At 71.5% G+C, this 15,035-nt stretch carries 12 protein-coding genes; 8 read left to right on the top strand and 4 right to left on the bottom strand.

The window, feature by feature from the left end; all coding sequences use genetic code 11:
- Window positions 1-95 precede the first annotated feature (95 nt).
- The 3 genes from AB0G10_RS37410 (at window position 96) to topA (ending at window position 4,427) form a co-directional block, all read left to right on the top strand.
- Entirely contained in the window at window positions 96-626 is a 531-nt protein-coding gene (locus AB0G10_RS37410; protein WP_360933143.1) for a hypothetical protein, read from the top strand.
- 15 nt (window positions 627-641) lie between these two features.
- Complete coding sequence (locus AB0G10_RS37405) at window positions 642-1,400, top strand: hypothetical protein (RefSeq protein ID WP_360933140.1); 759 nt, start codon at window positions 642-644, stop codon at window positions 1,398-1,400.
- Between the two features lie 228 nt (window positions 1,401-1,628).
- Window positions 1,629-4,427 (top strand): type I DNA topoisomerase, encoded by a 2,799-nt coding sequence (gene topA / locus AB0G10_RS37400; RefSeq protein WP_360933137.1) that lies wholly within the window; start codon window positions 1,629-1,631, stop codon window positions 4,425-4,427.
- Between the two features lies 1 nt (window position 4,428).
- Here topA and AB0G10_RS37395 read toward each other — a convergent pair whose 3' ends face one another.
- Entirely contained in the window at window positions 4,429-5,727 is a 1,299-nt protein-coding gene (locus AB0G10_RS37395) for a D-arabinono-1,4-lactone oxidase (RefSeq protein WP_360933134.1), read from the bottom strand.
- Window positions 5,728-5,889: 162 nt separating this feature from the next.
- On the opposite strand from AB0G10_RS37395, the gene AB0G10_RS37390 reads away from it, so the two are divergent.
- The gene (locus AB0G10_RS37390) at window positions 5,890-6,519 is read left to right on the top strand and encodes a TetR family transcriptional regulator (protein ID WP_127545064.1); all 630 of its coding nucleotides are present in this window, start codon (window positions 5,890-5,892) and stop codon (window positions 6,517-6,519) included.
- Between the two features lie 7 nt (window positions 6,520-6,526).
- Here AB0G10_RS37390 and AB0G10_RS37385 read toward each other — a convergent pair whose 3' ends face one another.
- Window positions 6,527-7,732: an amino acid deaminase/aldolase gene (locus tag AB0G10_RS37385; RefSeq protein WP_360933131.1), complete on the bottom strand. Its 1,206-nt coding sequence runs from the start codon at window positions 7,730-7,732 to the stop codon at window positions 6,527-6,529.
- A gap of 189 nt (window positions 7,733-7,921) precedes the next feature.
- Between AB0G10_RS37385 and tmk the strand changes: the two genes are divergently transcribed.
- Entirely contained in the window at window positions 7,922-9,961 is a 2,040-nt protein-coding gene (gene tmk, locus AB0G10_RS37380) for a dTMP kinase (RefSeq protein WP_360933463.1), read from the top strand.
- Window positions 9,962-9,968: 7 nt separating this feature from the next.
- Here the strand turns inward: tmk and AB0G10_RS37375 are convergent, their stop codons facing one another.
- A complete protein-coding gene (locus AB0G10_RS37375; protein ID WP_360933128.1) occupies window positions 9,969-11,162 on the bottom strand; it encodes a DNA polymerase III subunit delta' in 1,194 nt (397 codons plus the stop codon).
- Between the two features lie 210 nt (window positions 11,163-11,372).
- Here AB0G10_RS37375 and AB0G10_RS37370 point away from each other — a divergent pair, with 210 nt between their 5' ends.
- From AB0G10_RS37370 to AB0G10_RS37360, 3 genes are read left to right on the top strand one after another with little or no spacing between them, the layout of a single operon-like run.
- Complete coding sequence (locus tag AB0G10_RS37370) at window positions 11,373-11,699, top strand: YbaB/EbfC family nucleoid-associated protein (protein WP_360933125.1); 327 nt, start codon at window positions 11,373-11,375, stop codon at window positions 11,697-11,699.
- Window position 11,700: 1 nt separating this feature from the next.
- Window positions 11,701-11,997, top strand: a complete 297-nt coding sequence (locus tag AB0G10_RS37365; RefSeq protein ID WP_360933122.1) for a type VII secretion target — start codon at window positions 11,701-11,703, stop codon at window positions 11,995-11,997.
- 38 nt (window positions 11,998-12,035) lie between these two features.
- Window positions 12,036-12,824: a hypothetical protein gene (locus tag AB0G10_RS37360; RefSeq protein ID WP_360933119.1), complete on the top strand. Its 789-nt coding sequence runs from the start codon at window positions 12,036-12,038 to the stop codon at window positions 12,822-12,824.
- Window positions 12,825-12,992: 168 nt separating this feature from the next.
- Here AB0G10_RS37360 and AB0G10_RS37355 read toward each other — a convergent pair whose 3' ends face one another.
- Entirely contained in the window at window positions 12,993-14,930 is a 1,938-nt protein-coding gene (locus AB0G10_RS37355; RefSeq protein ID WP_360933116.1) for a hypothetical protein, read from the bottom strand.
- Between the last annotated feature and the right edge of the window lie 105 nt (window positions 14,931-15,035).

Here is a 15,035-nt window from a genome sequence, read left to right as displayed (position 1 = left end):
AATCGCATCATGAAGGGCACCCGGTCACCGGGTGCCCTTCGCTATGACTCGATCGAGGCGTGTGGAGTGTCCGCCTGTGGCCGTACTCTGCTCCCATGCGCGCGGTCCGACCGATCTCCCTGGCTCTCGTCCTCGTGCTCGCCGTGCCGCTGAGCGCCTGTTCCGGCCAGCCCGGAGCGCAGGCCTGGGCGGCGTCGGTCTGCACCGCCCTGACCCCCTGGCGCAGCGAGATCGATTCGCTGACCAGCCGGGCGCAGGCGCAGATGACGGCGGAGACGACGCCGAGCCAGGCCAAGGAGAACCTGAGCCGGCTCTTCGACGGCGCCGCGTCGGCGAGCGAGGCGGCCCGTGCCGGGGTGGAGCGCGCCGGCGTGCCGGCCGTGGACGACGGCGAGCGGATAGCGGACGGCTTCCTGGGCTCGCTGGCCGGCATCCGGGACGCCTACGGCCAGGCCCGCACCGGCATCGAGGGCCTCTCCACCCGTCCCACGAAGACCTTCTACACCGAGGTGGGGAAGGTGCTCGACCGGCTCAACGCGGACTACGAGAAGAGCAACCTGGACACCACCGAGCTGGAGTCGGTGGAGCTGCGGCAGGCCTTCGACTCGCTTCCCGAATGTCAGTGAACCAGGGCCGGTGAGATGACCGACGCGGGGCAGCCGCTGATACCGCGCGAGATCCTTCCTCCGCCGGTGCCGGTGGCGAAGAGGGCGGTGCCGCGCGGTGTGCCGGGCCGGCGCGCCGGTCACCAGCTGCCGATGTTCGGCGCCGAGACCACCGAGCCCTCGCCGGCCGACCTGGCGGGTCTGCTGGCCGGTCCGGGCCACCTGGGCCGGATGGGTGGCACCGCGCGCATCTGGGTTCAGGTGGACGCCGCGTGGCGGGTCCATGTGCTGGTCGAGGAGCTGCGGACGCGCGGCCTGGATGCCACCTGGGCTTCGATCACCCCCGATTCCGTACGCCCGGAGCACCGTGGCGAGGAGTCCCCGCCGGACGAAGAACCGTCATCCGGGGAGGAAAACCCCGAAGCCGTCGAGCCGGAGCCGCCGCAGCCGGTGTTCGAGGTGCGTACCTCGTACTCCCGGAGGTTGAACGCCCTCGCCACCGGCTGGCCGCAGGCCGCCGCCCAGCTCTTCCTCAGCGGACCCCGGCTGCGGCTCTGGGTGGCCGCCGCAGGCGGGCCCCGAGCCGGCGGATACGGACTCGGCCTGGACCCCGCGAAGGATGCCGCTCCGGTGGAAGCCGCGCTGGTCCGGGCCGGTCTGGCGGGCCGTGTGTCGGATGACGGACGTGTCTATCTCATCACCGGGCGCCGCCGGGTGACGCGACTCGCCGAGCTGGTCGGCGAACGGCCGCCGGCAGCTCCGATCGAGCTCTGGCCAGGCGGCGCAGCTGCGTGATCTTCCTGGATTGTGTCCGACACGACACCGGTTTCCCGGTGTACGGTGTCGCGGTCGGACGCATGCGGTGGCCGGACCGTTACCATCCGACTGCGGGGTTCCCCGGGAATGCAGGCTTGTCCGGCGCGTTACGTTGAACGTCTGTGCCCCGCCGGGAGAGCCGGGGAGCGCCGAGTCTGATAGCAGCGCCGAGCCTTGCCGCTGCCGAGTTCGATAGCTGGGAGTGCCGTGCCGAGTAACGCCAGGACGACCCGTCTGGTCATCGTCGAGTCCCCGTCGAAGGCCAAGACGATCGCCGGTTACCTGGGCCCCGACTACTTCGTCGAGGCCTCCTTCGGCCATGTCCGTGACCTGCCGCGCAACGCCGCCGACGTCCCCGCCAAATACAAGGACGAGGCCTGGGCCCGGCTCGGGGTCGACGTCGACAACGGCTTCAAGGCGCTCTACGTGGTGTCGCAGGACCGCAAGCAGCAGATCGCCAAGCTGGTGAAGCTGGCGAAAGAGGTGGACGAGATCTTCCTCGCCACCGATGAGGACCGCGAGGGCGAGGCCATCGCCTGGCACCTGGTCGAGACGATCAAGCCCAAGGTGCCGGTCAAGCGGATGGTCTTCCACGAGATCACCAAGCCGGCCATCCAGGCCGCCGTCGCGAACCCGCGCGAGATCGACCGCTCCCTGGTGGACGCTCAGGAGGCACGCCGCATCCTGGACCGGCTGTACGGCTACGAGGTCAGCCCGGTCCTGTGGAAGAAGGTGATGCCGAAGCTCTCCGCAGGGCGTGTGCAGTCGGTCGCCACCCGGATCGTGGTCGAGCGCGAGCGGCAGCGGATGGCGTTCCGCTCGGCGGAGTACTGGGACATCCTGGCCTCCCTCTCCGTGCAGGGGCAGGCCGAGGGGGCCCGCAGCTTCCAGGCCACGCTGATCGCCCTGGACGGCGACCGCGTCGCCACCGGCAAGGACTTCGAACCCACCACCGGCCAGGTCAAGCCGGGCGCCGGGGTGGTGCACCTCGACGAGAGCGGCGCCCGCGGGCTGGCCGCCCGTCTGGAGGACCGGCCGTTCACCGTCACCCGGGTCGAGGAGAAGCCGTACCGGCGCAAGCCGTACGCGCCGTTCATCACCTCGACGCTGCAGCAGGAGGCGGCCCGCAAGCTGCGCTTCTCGGCCTCGCAGACGATGCGCACCGCGCAGAAGCTGTACGAGAACGGTTACATCACCTACATGCGTACCGACTCGGTGAACCTCTCCGAGACGGCCATCGCCGCGGCCCGCCGGCAGATCGCCGAGCTGTACGGCGCCAACAACGTGCCGCCGCAGCCGCGCCGCTACACCACCAAGGCGAAGAACGCGCAGGAGGCGCACGAGGCGATCCGCCCGGCCGGGGACAACTTCCGGACCCCGGGCGAGGTCGCCAAGGAGCTGAGCACCGACGAGTTCAAGCTCTACGAGCTGATCTGGCGCCGCACCATCGCGTCGCAGATGACCGACGCGGTCGGCAACTCGGTCTCGGTCCGGATCCGGGCGATCTCCACCTCGAACGAGGAGGTCGACTTCGCGGCCTCCGGCAAGACCATCACCGACCCGGGCTTCCTGCGTGCCTATGTGGAGTCGTCCGACGACGAGACCGCCGAGGCCGAGGACGCCGAGCGCCGGCTGCCCAACCTGGTGAAGGACCAGCCGCTGACCGCCGACGAGCTCGCCGCGGTCGGCCACCACACCTCGCCGCCGGCCCGCTACACCGAGGCCTCGCTGGTGAAGGCGCTGGAGGAGCTGGGCATCGGCCGCCCGTCGACCTACGAGTCGATCATGCGGACCATCCAGGACCGCGGGTACGTGGAGAAGCGCGGCCAGGCGATGATCCCGTCGTTCCTGGCGTTCGCCGTGATCGGCCTGCTCGAGGGGCACTACCCACGGCTCGTCGACTACAACTTCACGGCCTCGATGGAGACGCAGCTCGACGACATCGCCGGTGGCGACCACGCCGCGTCCGACTTCCTCACCTCCTTCTACTTCGGCAGCCAGACGCCCGGCGCGGACGACGCGATCGCGAAGGCCGGCGGCCTGAAGAAGATGGTCACCGACAACCTGAGCGCGATCGACGCCCGGGCGGTCAACTCCATCCCGCTCTTCACCGACTCCGACGGCCGCAACGTCGTCGTCCGGGTCGGCCGGTACGGGCCCTACCTGCAGCGCCAGACGCCCGGCGCCGAGGAGGAGTCGCCCGGCGACCGGGCCTCCATCCCGGAGGGCGTGGCGCCCGACGAGCTCACCCCGGAGAAGGTCAACGAGCTCTTCCTCGGCGGGGGCGGCGAGCGCAGCCTCGGCGACGACCCGTCGACCGGCGAGGCCGTGCAGCTCAAGTCCGGCCGCTTCGGACCGTACGTGCAGAGCGGTGAGCGCAAGGCGTCGCTGCTGCGCAACCAGGCGCCCGACACGCTCACCCTGGAGCAGGCGCTGAAGCTGCTGGAACTGCCGCGCAGCATCGGCAAGGACGCCGAGGGCAACGAGATCATCGCGAACAACGGCCGGTTCGGGCCGTACGTGAAGCGCGGCGACGACTACCGCTCGCTGGAGTCCGAGGACCAGCTCTTCACGGTCACCCTGGACGAGGCGCTGGCCCTGCTGGCCGCGCCGAAGACCCGTCAGCGCCGGGCCGCGAAACCGCCGCTGCGCGAGATGGGCAACGACCCGGCGACCGAGAAGCCGCTGATCATCAAGGAGGGCCGCTTCGGCCCGTACGTGACCGACGGCGAGTACAACGCCTCGCTGCGGCGCGGCCAGACGCCCGAGGAGCTCACCCTCGAGCAGGCGTCCGAGATGCTCGCCGAGAAGCGGGCGAAGGGCCCGGCCCCGAAGAAGAAGGCGGCGGCGAAGAAGGCGCCGGCCAAGAAGGCCGCCACGACCGCGGAGAAGAAGGCCGCGCCGGCCAAGAAGACGGCCGCCGCCAAGAAGACGACGGCCGCCAAGAAGGCCACTCCGGCCAAGAAGGCGGCGCCCCGCAAGGCCACCGCCGCCGCTTCGGAGTGATCTAGCTGCCCAGCACCCGGTCCAGGTATTCGTTCGTGAAGACCCGGGCCGGGTCGAGGCGGTCGCGGACCGCCACGAAGTCGTCGAACTTCGGATAGACCGGCCGCAGGTCCGCTGCGGTCCGGTAGTGCAGCTTCCCCCAGTGCGGCCGGCCGCCGAGCGGCTCACAGATCGACTCGACGGCCCGGAAGTACGGCTCGTACTCGGCGCCGATGAACTGGTGCACGGCGACGTACGCGGACTCCCGGCCGTACCCGTGCGAGAGCCAGATGTCGTCCGGGCCGGTGAACCGCACCTCGACCGGGAACTGCACCTTGAACGGCAGCACGTCGTAGATCCGCGGCAGCGCCTCCAGCACCTCGGGCAGGGCCGCGCGCGGGATCTCGTACTCCATCTCGGTGAACTTGACCCGCCGCGGCGAGCAGAAGACCTGGTCGGAGCGGCCGGTGTAGGTGCGCGGGCTGAGCGCCCGGGCCGCGAATCCGTTGAGTGCCGGGACCGTCCTCGGGATCCGCCGGCCCAGCCTGCAGACCTGCTCCCAGACGGTGTTGGAGAGGAAGTCGTCGTCGAGCCAGCCGCGGAACCTCGGCAGCGGCCTGTCGTCCGCCTCCGCGATCCGGTTGCGCTTGAGCAGCGCCCGATCGGTGTACGGGTGCCAGAAGAACTCGACGTGGTCGTACGCCGGGATCCAGTCGGCCATCCCGGCCAGCACGTCGGCGAGCGACATCGGACGCTCGTCGGCCTCCAGCACGAACGTGGGCACGCAGCGCAGCGTCACCTCGACCAGGATGCCGAGCGCGCCGAGCCCGAGCCGGACCGCCGGGAACTCCGGGGAGTCCACGGTGAACCGCTCGACCTTCCCGGCCGCGGTCACCATGGTCACCGCCTCCACGCAGGACGCCAGGGTGGAGTGGCCCGCACCGGTGCCGTGCGTGCCGGTCGAGATGGCGCCGGCGACCGTCTGTTCGTCGATGTCGCCGAGGTTCGGCAGGGCCAGCCCGTTCGCGGCTAGCAGCGCGTTGAGGGCGGAGAGCTTCATGCCGGCCTGCACGGTGACGAGCGGGCCGTCGATCGCGACGAGCTGGTTGAGCCGGTGCACGGTCATCCGCTGGTCGTCGGCGACCGCGATGGAGGTGAACGAGTGCCCGCTGCCGACCACTTTCACCCGCCGCCCGTTTGCCGCGGCCTGGTTCACTGAAGCGGCGACCTCGTCGATGCCGCCCGGGGTCAGAACCTCCGCGACGGATTCCTGGTTGTGTCCCCAGTTGGTCCAGCGCCGCGCGTTGACGGGTGTAGTCATTCCGGCTTTTGTCCTCCATCCGAGCGGACACCGGCACCTGGCGTCCCGTCGATGCGCCTCGCTCGTTGATCCGAGTAACGTTCGATTTAACACTGAGATTCATTCATGACCATCTGTAGTCCGTCATGAATGGGTCTCTCTGCTGAGAGGGAGTGGCGACGCGTGTCGACACCAACCGTCAGCACCGGACCGCTGAGGCGGGTTCCGGTGCAGGGCAGAAGCGTTGCCCGGGTACAGCGCATGCTCGACGCTTGCGCCGAGCTGGTGGACGAGGTCGGTTACGAAGGACTGACCACCACCCTGCTCGCCGAGCGCGCCGAGGTCGCCATCGGCTCGGTCTATCAGTTCTTCCCGGACAAGAGGGCCATCGTTCAGGCTCTGGCGCTGCGCAACATGGATGCGTACCTGCAGAGCCTCTCCGACCGATTCGCGAGCGAGACGTTCACCCATTGGTGGGACGCCGTCGACGCCGCGATCGACGGGTACATCCACATGCACCGCAGCGTCCCCGGCTTCCGGACGCTGCACTTCGGTGACGTGGTCGACCTGCACCTGCTCGACTCCGACCGCGACAACAACGCGGTCATCGCCGAGCGCCTGGCCGAGCTCCTGGTCGAGCAGTTCCAGCTGATCGACCGGGTACGCCTGCGGTTCGCGCTGCAGATCTCGGTGGAGGCGGCGGACGCGCTGATCAAGCTGGCGTTCCGGCGCGACCCCACCGGCGACGAGGCCGTGCTCGTCGAGGCGAAGGCCTTGATAAGGGAATACCTCCACCGCCACGTCGACGCCTGATCTTCCTCTAGCCAAGGAAGGCACGCCCTTCTCCGCGGTACGTAGGGGCCGGCGTCGCTGTGTCACCGTCGATCAGCTGCAACTCGTTGACGCGCTCGCACAGCTCGCCGGCCTTGGCATGCCGGAACCAGACCCGGTCGCCGGGGCGCAGCTCGTCGGCGGCCGCGCCGAGCAGGGGTGTCTGCACCTCACCGGCGCCCTCGTCGGCCTTGAACCGCAGTCCCTCCGGCAGGTACGGGGTGGGCAGCCGGGACGCCTCGGGCGGGCCGGACGCGATCCAGCCGCCGCCCAGCACGGTCGCGATCCGCGGCGCCGGCCGGCGGACCACCGAGAGCGCGAAGAACGCGGCCGGGGCGGGCTTCCAGGTGCGATAGGCGTCGAAGAGGGCCGGCCCGTAGAGGCCGGATCCGGCGGTCACCTCGGTGACGGACGGGTCGGCGCTGGTGGCGGCCACGCTCCCGGTGCCGCCGCCGTTCACGAACTCGAGCTCGGCGTGCTCGCGGATGGCGCGCACCGCGGCGGCGCGGCGCTCCAGCAGCTCCGGCAGCGCCCGCTTCTGCATGATCCGGATGGCCCGGCCCCGGAGTGCCTGGCCGGGCGGGTCGTCGCCGACGCCGGCGATGTGCGCCTCGTAGGACATCACGCCGACCAGCCGGAATCCCTCCCGCACGCTGATCTGCCGGGCCAGCGTGCCGGCCTGCGCGGCCGAGTGCACGGGGGAGCGGCGGACGCCGACGTGCAGCGGCCCGGCCGGCTTCCAGGAGGCGTCCACGTCGAGGCAGAGCCGGATCGGCGGGCGGCTGCCCGGCGCCGAGGTCTGGTCGATCAGGTCGAGCTGGGACGCGTGGTCGACCATGACGGTGACGGCCGCGGCCAGCTCCGGGTCGCCGGCCAGCTCGCGCAGCCCGGCCCGGTCCGCCGTCGGGTACGCCACCAGCACGTCGCCGGTCACGCCGGTCCGCACCAGCCAGATCGCCTCGGGCAGCGTGTACGCCATGACGCCCCGCCATCCCGGCCGGGCCAGGACGCGTTCGAGCAGGGCGCGGCACCGTACCGATTTGCTGGCGACGCGGATCGGCTTGCCGGCGGCGCGCCGGGTCAGCTCGGTGGCGTTGCCGTCGAACGCGGCCAGATCCACCGCGGCGACCGGGGTCTCCAGGTGGTCGGTGGCCTTGTCGAGTCGCTGGCGCAGGGCGATGCGGTCAGTGAGCACGCGAGTACGTTAACTGTTACCGAAGGCAACGCGAAAGACATTCATCTCTACGCCACCCGAACGTGCTGGTCCGCCCGCTGAGCCGCGGCCGGTTACAGTGCTCCGGGCAAGTGACCACGGGAGGTAGGGGCCATCAGTACCGACAAGCGCCAGGACAGCGGCCCTGTCGACCTCTCCGGGGCGGCAGCGCTGCGGTCCGTCCTGCGACTCCGCGGCTTCCGCCGGCTCTGGCTCGTCCTCGCGGCGGCCTCGTTCGGTGACTGGATCGGTATCCTCGCGACCGGCCTCTTCGCCTCGGCCCAGTTCGACAACCCGGCGGCTCAGGGAGCCGCGTTCGGCGGGACCATCGCCGTACGATTGCTCCCCGCTCTTCTCCTGGGACCCATCGCCGGTGTCATTGCGGACCGGTTCGACCGCCGCTACACCATGGTCATCGTCGACCTCCTGCGATTCGTGATCTACCTGTCGATCCCGCTCGTCCCGCTGTTCGGCGGCTCCCCGGCGCTGACCGTCGCGTGGGCCACGATCGCGACCTTCCTCGGCGAGACGATCACGCTGATCTGGATCCCGGCGAAGGAGGCCGCGGTCCCGAACCTCATCCCGAAGTCGCGGATCGAGATCTCCAACCAGCTCACGCTCGTCACCACGTACGGAATCACCCCGATCCTCGCGGCGCTCTCGCTCTCCGCGCTCACGGCGGGTCTCCAGCAGTCCGGCGCGACCCTGCCGGACTGGGCGCAGCCGGTGCAGATCGCCCTCTACATCAACGCGTTCTCCCGGCTGGCCACCGCGATCGTGGTGTTCTTCGGCATCAAGGAGATCGGCGGCAAGAGCCCGGCGCGCGAGATGGCCGCCGAGCAGAGCATGTCCAAGCAGTTCATGGCCGGCTGGAAGTACATCGGCAGCACGCCGCTGGTCCGCGGCCTGGTCGTGGGCATCTTCGGCGCCTTCGCGGCCGGCGGTGTGGTGATCGGCGCGGCCCGGACCTACGCGGTCTCGCTCGGCGCCGGTGAAGCCGCCTTCTACCTGCTCTTCGGCACCATCTTCATGGGCCTCGCGCTCGGCATCGGCCTCGGCCCGATGATCGTCCGGGAGCTCTCCCGCCGCCGCTGGTTCGGCATGAGCATCGTGCTCGCCAGCGGCTCGGTGATGTTCCTCGGCCTCGCCTTCCACCTGTCGATGGCGCTGGTCGGCGCGCTCCTGGTGGGCGCCGGCGCGGGCATGGCGTTCCTGGCCGGCACCACCCTGCTCTACGGCGAGATCGCCGACGAACTGCGCGGCCGGGTCTTCGCCGTCGTGCAGATCGGCGTCCGGATGGTCCTGCTCCTGGCGATCACCCTGGCCGGCTTCCTGGTCGGCCTCGGCAGCTCCCGCCGCGTCGACCTCGGCCCGGTCGGGTTCGACGTCTCCGCGACCCGGGTGCTGCTGCTGGTGGCGGGCGCGGTCGGCATCTGGGTCGGCATCGGGTCGTTCCGGCAGATGGACGACAAGCGCGGCGTACCGGTCCTCGCCGACCTCTGGGGCTCGCTGCGCGGGCGCCCGCTCTCCCCGGCCGAGTCGTTCGTGCAGGCCGGCGTCTTCGTGGTCTTCGAAGGCGGCGAGGGCGCGGGCAAGTCGACCCAGGTCACGCTGCTCGCCGAGGCGCTGCGCGCGCAGGGCCGGGACGTCGTGGTCACCCGGGAGCCGGGCGCCACCGACCTCGGCTCGCGGATCCGCGGCCTCGTGCTGAACAAGGGCGAGGACTCCCCGTCGGCCCGGGCCGAAGCCCTCCTGTACGCCGCCGACCGGGCCCACCACGTCGCCACCGTCGTGCGGCCGGCCCTGTCCCGCGGCGCCGTCGTGGTGAGCGACCGCTACGTCGACTCGTCGCTGGCGTATCAGGGCGCCGGCCGCACCCTGCCGGTCCAGGAGATCTCCTGGCTGTCGTCGTGGGCCACCGGCGGCCTCAAACCCGACCTGGTCGTGCTCCTCGACGTCGAACCCGGCGTCGGCCTCACCCGCGTCGACTCCCGGGGCGGCGACGCCGACCGGCTGGAGAGCGAGTCGCGCGCCTTCCACGAGCGGGTGCGCTACGCCTTCCTCGACCTGGCCGCCGCCGACCCGAAGCGATACCTGGTCCTCGACGCGGCCCAGCCGGTCGAGCAGATCTCAGCGGCGGTCACGGCGCGTCTCGCCACCCTCCTCACCCTGGTCGACGAGGCCCACCCGGAGAACGCCCCCTCCACCTGACGCGCTCTCAGCCGCGCCAGAGGGTGACCATCATCGCCTCCAGGGCGATGTCCGGCTTCACGTTGCGCTCGATGGCGTCCTGGCAGGCCAGCACCGCCTCGAGCCGCCGCAGCACGCTCTCCGGAGCCCACCGCTCGGCGGCGGCCGCGGAGACCTGGGCGATGTCGGCGTGCACCACCGCGACCGGCGCGCGCAGGCCGGTGACCAGCACGTCCCGGTAGAAGCCGGCCAGGTCCTTGAGTGCCCGGTCGAGCGCGTCGCGCTGGGAGCGGGTGGCCCGGGACTTCTGCTTCTTCTCCAGCTCCTTGATCTGGCCGGCCGCGCCCCGCATCGCCGTGGTCGCGCCGCGGCCGGTGCCGCCCGCGCCGAGCGCCTGCTCGAGTGCCGCCTTCTCGGCCGCGTCGACGTCGACCACGGCGTCGGCGGCCTCGCGGCGGGCCGAGTTGACCATGGTCTGTGCCGCGTCGAAGCAGGCGCCGATGCTGCTGAGCCGGCGCGGCACCGCGAGCACCTCGTCGCGGCGGAGGCGCGCCTCCGGGTCGGTGGCGAGCTGCCGTGCCCGCTCGACGTCGCCCTGCGCCGCGGCGGCCGCCCACGCTGCCTGCTCGGGGTCGATCCCGTGCCGCTGGACCAGCACCTCGGCCACCGCGGCGGCCGGCGCCTGGCGCAGCGCCACGAGCCGGCACCGGGAGCGGATCGTCACCGAGATGTCGTCGGGGTGCACCGAGGGGGTGCAGAGCAGGAACACGGTCCGTGGCGACGGCTCCTCGACGGCCTTGAGCAGCGCGTTGCTCGCCCGCTCACCGAGCCGGTCGGCGTCCTCGACGATGACCACCTGCCAGCGGCCGGACGACGGCGAGCTGGCCGCGCGCAGCACCAGCTCGCGCATCTCCCGTACGCCGATCGAGAGTCCCTCGGAGACCACCACTCGCACGTCGGCGTGCGTCCCGGCCAGCGTCGTGTGGCATCCGTGGCACTCGCCGCACCCGGAGCCGTCCCGCTCGCACTGCAGAGCGGCCGCGAACACCCGCGCCGCCGTCGAACGCCCCGCTCCCGGCGGCCCCGTGAAGATCCAGGCATGCGTCATCCCGCCCGCGCCGGCCGTGTCTCCCACGACGGCACGAGCAGCGGCGGCAGCCGCCCGGCGGAGCGTCTCCACCGGCTCGTCCTGCCCCACCAGTTCCGCAAAGACGTCACCCACCCGACGATGGTATTGCCCCGGTCCGACATCCGCGGCACGCGGCCGCCGGTGAATCACTCTCCGTGACCGTGAAGCCGATCTAGGTGACGGTCCGCTGCTGGACTTTCGGTCATCCACAGGGGACCTTCCCGGCGTAGCGGGACCGTCACTGAAGCGGTACGGTCTGATGCCGGAACGCTACGGCGGCATGACACGCGGTGAGGAGCCGGAATGGCCCGCGAGATCGACGAAGCGTGGATCGACGAAGCGATCGAGCGATATCGACGTATTGAAGATCTGCGGGCCGAATTCGATCGCGCGGTTTCGGAGCACTCCGTCTCGGTGCACTCACCCGACCATTCGATCGAGGTGGTGGTCACCGCCGCCGGAGCCATCGTGGACGTCCGGCTGCACGGTGAACTGCGCCACCGCGATCCGGCGGCGTTCGCGGCCGAGATCAAGGCCGCCGTGGTGGGCGCGGCCGAGGCCGCCCGCTGGGCGAGGGAAAAACTGCACGGCGAAGTTTTCGGATCGTTCCGCACGCTGGAGGGGCACTGAGGTGGACCGACTCGCCGACCAGATCGACAACGCGGCGGCCGTACTGTCGACGATGGACCGACAGATGCCGTTGCTGACCCCGGCCGCCGCCGCGTTCGGGGCCGACGACGCCGGCCGTCCGGGCCGGATCGGCCGCGCGCTCTACGCCGGCTGGACCGCCGTGCTGGCCGCGAGGGCCCGCGAGGCGGCGAACGCACACGCCACCCTGACCGAGATGGCCGATTCTGTTCGGTCGAGCGCGAGAGCCTATGCCGATACCGACGAGACGGTCCGCCACAGGTTCCAGCGGGAGATCTGAATGCCGGTGCCAGAAATCCGGTGGGCCGGAGGTCTTGAATGATGGACAGGCTGGACCACCTGCTGGACGCCGCGAGCCCTCTGCTGGATCGCGTGGACCACGTGCTCTCCACGATCGGCGCCCCCGAGGGCCATCCGGTCTGGCGCGAGCTGCGCCGGGTGCGCCTGCTTCCCGGCGACGCGGCCAGGGCGGTGGGCGCCCTCGACCCGGAGGCCATCCTCGACGCCGTGTCCGAGCTGCGGGCCGACGCCCAGGCCTACGCGGCGGTCGCCGACTCCCTTCCGCCGCCGGGTGAGTGGGAGGGCGAGGCCGCCGATGCGTACGACCTCAAGCGTCGCCGTACCGCAGAACACTTGAACGGGGGCCCGGGAAGTCTGGGCCACCGCATGCGGGCAACAGCCGATCTGGCCGACGCTCTCACCGCCTGGATGGCGCGGTCCCGTGGCGACCTGGCGGCGGTCCTGGCCGCGGCCCTGATCTCCCAGGAGGCGGTGACCTTGACGACCGGCACCCCCACACCGGCCACCCCACCCGCTGATGCTCTCCCCAACGCGGCGGCAGGCCCCCGTTCCGCCCCACCACCCACCGCCGAACCGGGAATCATCCTCTCCGGCGCCGCCGCCCCAAGCCCTCTGCCCGACGGCACCACCCTGAACAGCGCAACCTTCTCCGGCACCCCACTGCCCGGGGCCCTCTCCCCAGCCGAAGAGGCCCGCCTCGCAGCCGACCTGGCAGCCCCGCTGCTCCAGACAGTCGCCGACAGCTACGACAGAGGCGAACCCCTGATCGACGAGGCGGCAACCCTGCAAACCGCGGCAACCACCTGACCAGCCCGCAAGAGCAGCAGGGAAAAGCGGACGGCCGCGGGCCGCCACCCGACGACCGTCCACAGTGTTTCCCGGCCTGCCACTGCCAACGCCCGCCCAGAAGCACCCTTCCCCGGCCGACAGGAGCTCACAGGCCCGGAAGCCACACTCCCGGCGATCCCTCAGCGGTCACACTTCCCGACGCCGGCGGCCACCCAGGAACAGCGCACACACCCCACCGATCACCATGCCGGAACCGGCCAGCAGCAACGGAATCAGACCCGGCCCGGTGATCGGCAGCCCAGCAGCGCCGGCACCCACACCGGAGGGCGAGCCGCCACCGGCGGGCGAGCTACCACCGGTGGGCGAGTCGGCGCCCGCCTGCGCAACGGTTCCGCGCCGAGGCGCGACGGCAGCGCCTTCGAGCATCCCCAGCCCGAGATCGGCGACCACGGCAGACGAATAGCCGGACTTGCCGCGCCCGTCACCCGAGCGCACCACCGAGATCCTGATGGCCGTAGCCCGCGCCGCGATCGCCTTGCCCTCAGTGGCCTGCCGCACCGCTCCCAGAGAGATCCGCAGCTTCGCCCCACCGGCGGACCCGCTCTCCACCCCACCCGAACCAGCCGCACCCGAACCAGCCGCACCCGAACCAGCCGCACCCGAACCAGCCGCACCCGAGCGAGCCGCCTCGGAGCCAGCCGCCTCCGAATCGGCCTCGCCGGTGCCCTCGGCATCCGATCCCGTCGTGCCGGCGTCGCTCTTGGCGGTACCCGAACGACTGGAATCACCCTCTCCGGAACGCGACCCGTTGAGGGCCGATTCGCCGAAGGGGGATTCGGTCAGGAGGGGCAGGCCGGGAATTGACGGCAGTGGCAGCGGGTCGGCCTTGGTCACGCGACCGGGCAGCGACTCCAGGATCGTCGACTCCTCACCCAGAGTGATCTCCTTTCGGTCACCGACCGTGTCGAGGACGGTCTTTTCGCCGTCCCGGTGTGTCACCTCGATGGCGGCGGGCTCGTATTCGGCCTCGCCGCGGCCCGCCGCCGACATGCTGACCCGCAGCGTGGCGGCCCGGAGCACCCGGATGCGCACCTCGCCGTCGGCCAGCGCCAGCTTGCCGGCGTCGAGCGTGGCCGTCGCGATCGTCTCCGCCTCGCCGTCGCGCACGCGCAGGCCGGTGGTGCTCGTGCCGGTCAGCTTTTCCGGTACGCGAATGAGCGACTGGTTGCCGCCCCCGGCCACCGAGATCCGGTTGAGCTCGGTCTTCGCGATCGACGCCTCGGCGGTCGCCGCAGAGCCCGGCGCGCCCGCCGCGCCCGCGGCCGAGCCCGGCGCGCCCGCGGCCGAGCCGTGCGCGCTCGCGGCGGCGCTCTTCCCGCTGGCGGCGGCGCCCTTTGCGCTCGCGGCGGCGCTCTTCCCGCTGGCGGCGGCGCTCTTCCCGCTGGCGGCGGCGCCCTTCGCGCTCGCGGCCGCGCCCTTCGCGCTCGCGGCCGCGCCCTTCGCGCTCGCGGCCGCGCCCTTCGCGCTTGCAACCGCGCTCTTCTCGGTCGGGCAGGAGAGGTTGTCGTTCCAGCGGGCGTGGGCGGAGAGCGACCCCGAGCCGGCGCGCAGCGGGCCGAAGCGCTTTGCGGTCAGGCGCTGTTCGGCCGCCTTGCGGTTGTCCGGCGGGGCCTGCTGCACGACCAGGTCGTTGCGCGACGGGCTGCCGGAGAGACGGCCGTCCAGCGCCCGGGCCGCGGCCGCCGACTTGATCGTGCCGTTGGCGATCAGGACGCTGCGGGCGTCGCCGAGAGCGACCCCACTGATGGCGGGGGCCGGCTCCGGTGTGCTGCCCCCCGTACGCAAATGGCTCTGCTCGGAGATCGCGCCAGACCACCCACCTTGACCACCGCTTCCCTCACTCGCAGAGCCATGCGGTGATTCTTCCGGCGCCCCGTTTGACGCCGCGGGCTTCGAAGGCGAAGAGACAGAAGCCGGGAATTCCAGCCGATTGATCCGGAGCAACTGCGCACCCGACTGCGCCGCGTGAGTCCCCGACTTCTTGCAGGAAGCCTGGGCGGGCGCCGGGAACGCACCCACGAGGCTCAGGGCGACAACACTGGCAGCCATCGATCCGGCGGCCACCGACCTTGCGGGTGTCATGGCAGTTCCCTTCGAGGCGTCGTCTACGGGACTGGCCAACGAAGGTCGATTGGGCCGGTTGCGCGGCATCTATGCGACAACCCGCGC

The organism is Actinoplanes sp. NPDC023714, assembly GCF_040639855.1.
In the GTDB taxonomy this organism is placed as follows: domain Bacteria; phylum Actinomycetota; class Actinomycetes; order Mycobacteriales; family Micromonosporaceae; genus Actinoplanes.
Note: the sequence above shows the minus strand (reverse complement) of the source record. Positions and strands in the feature narration are given on the sequence as shown.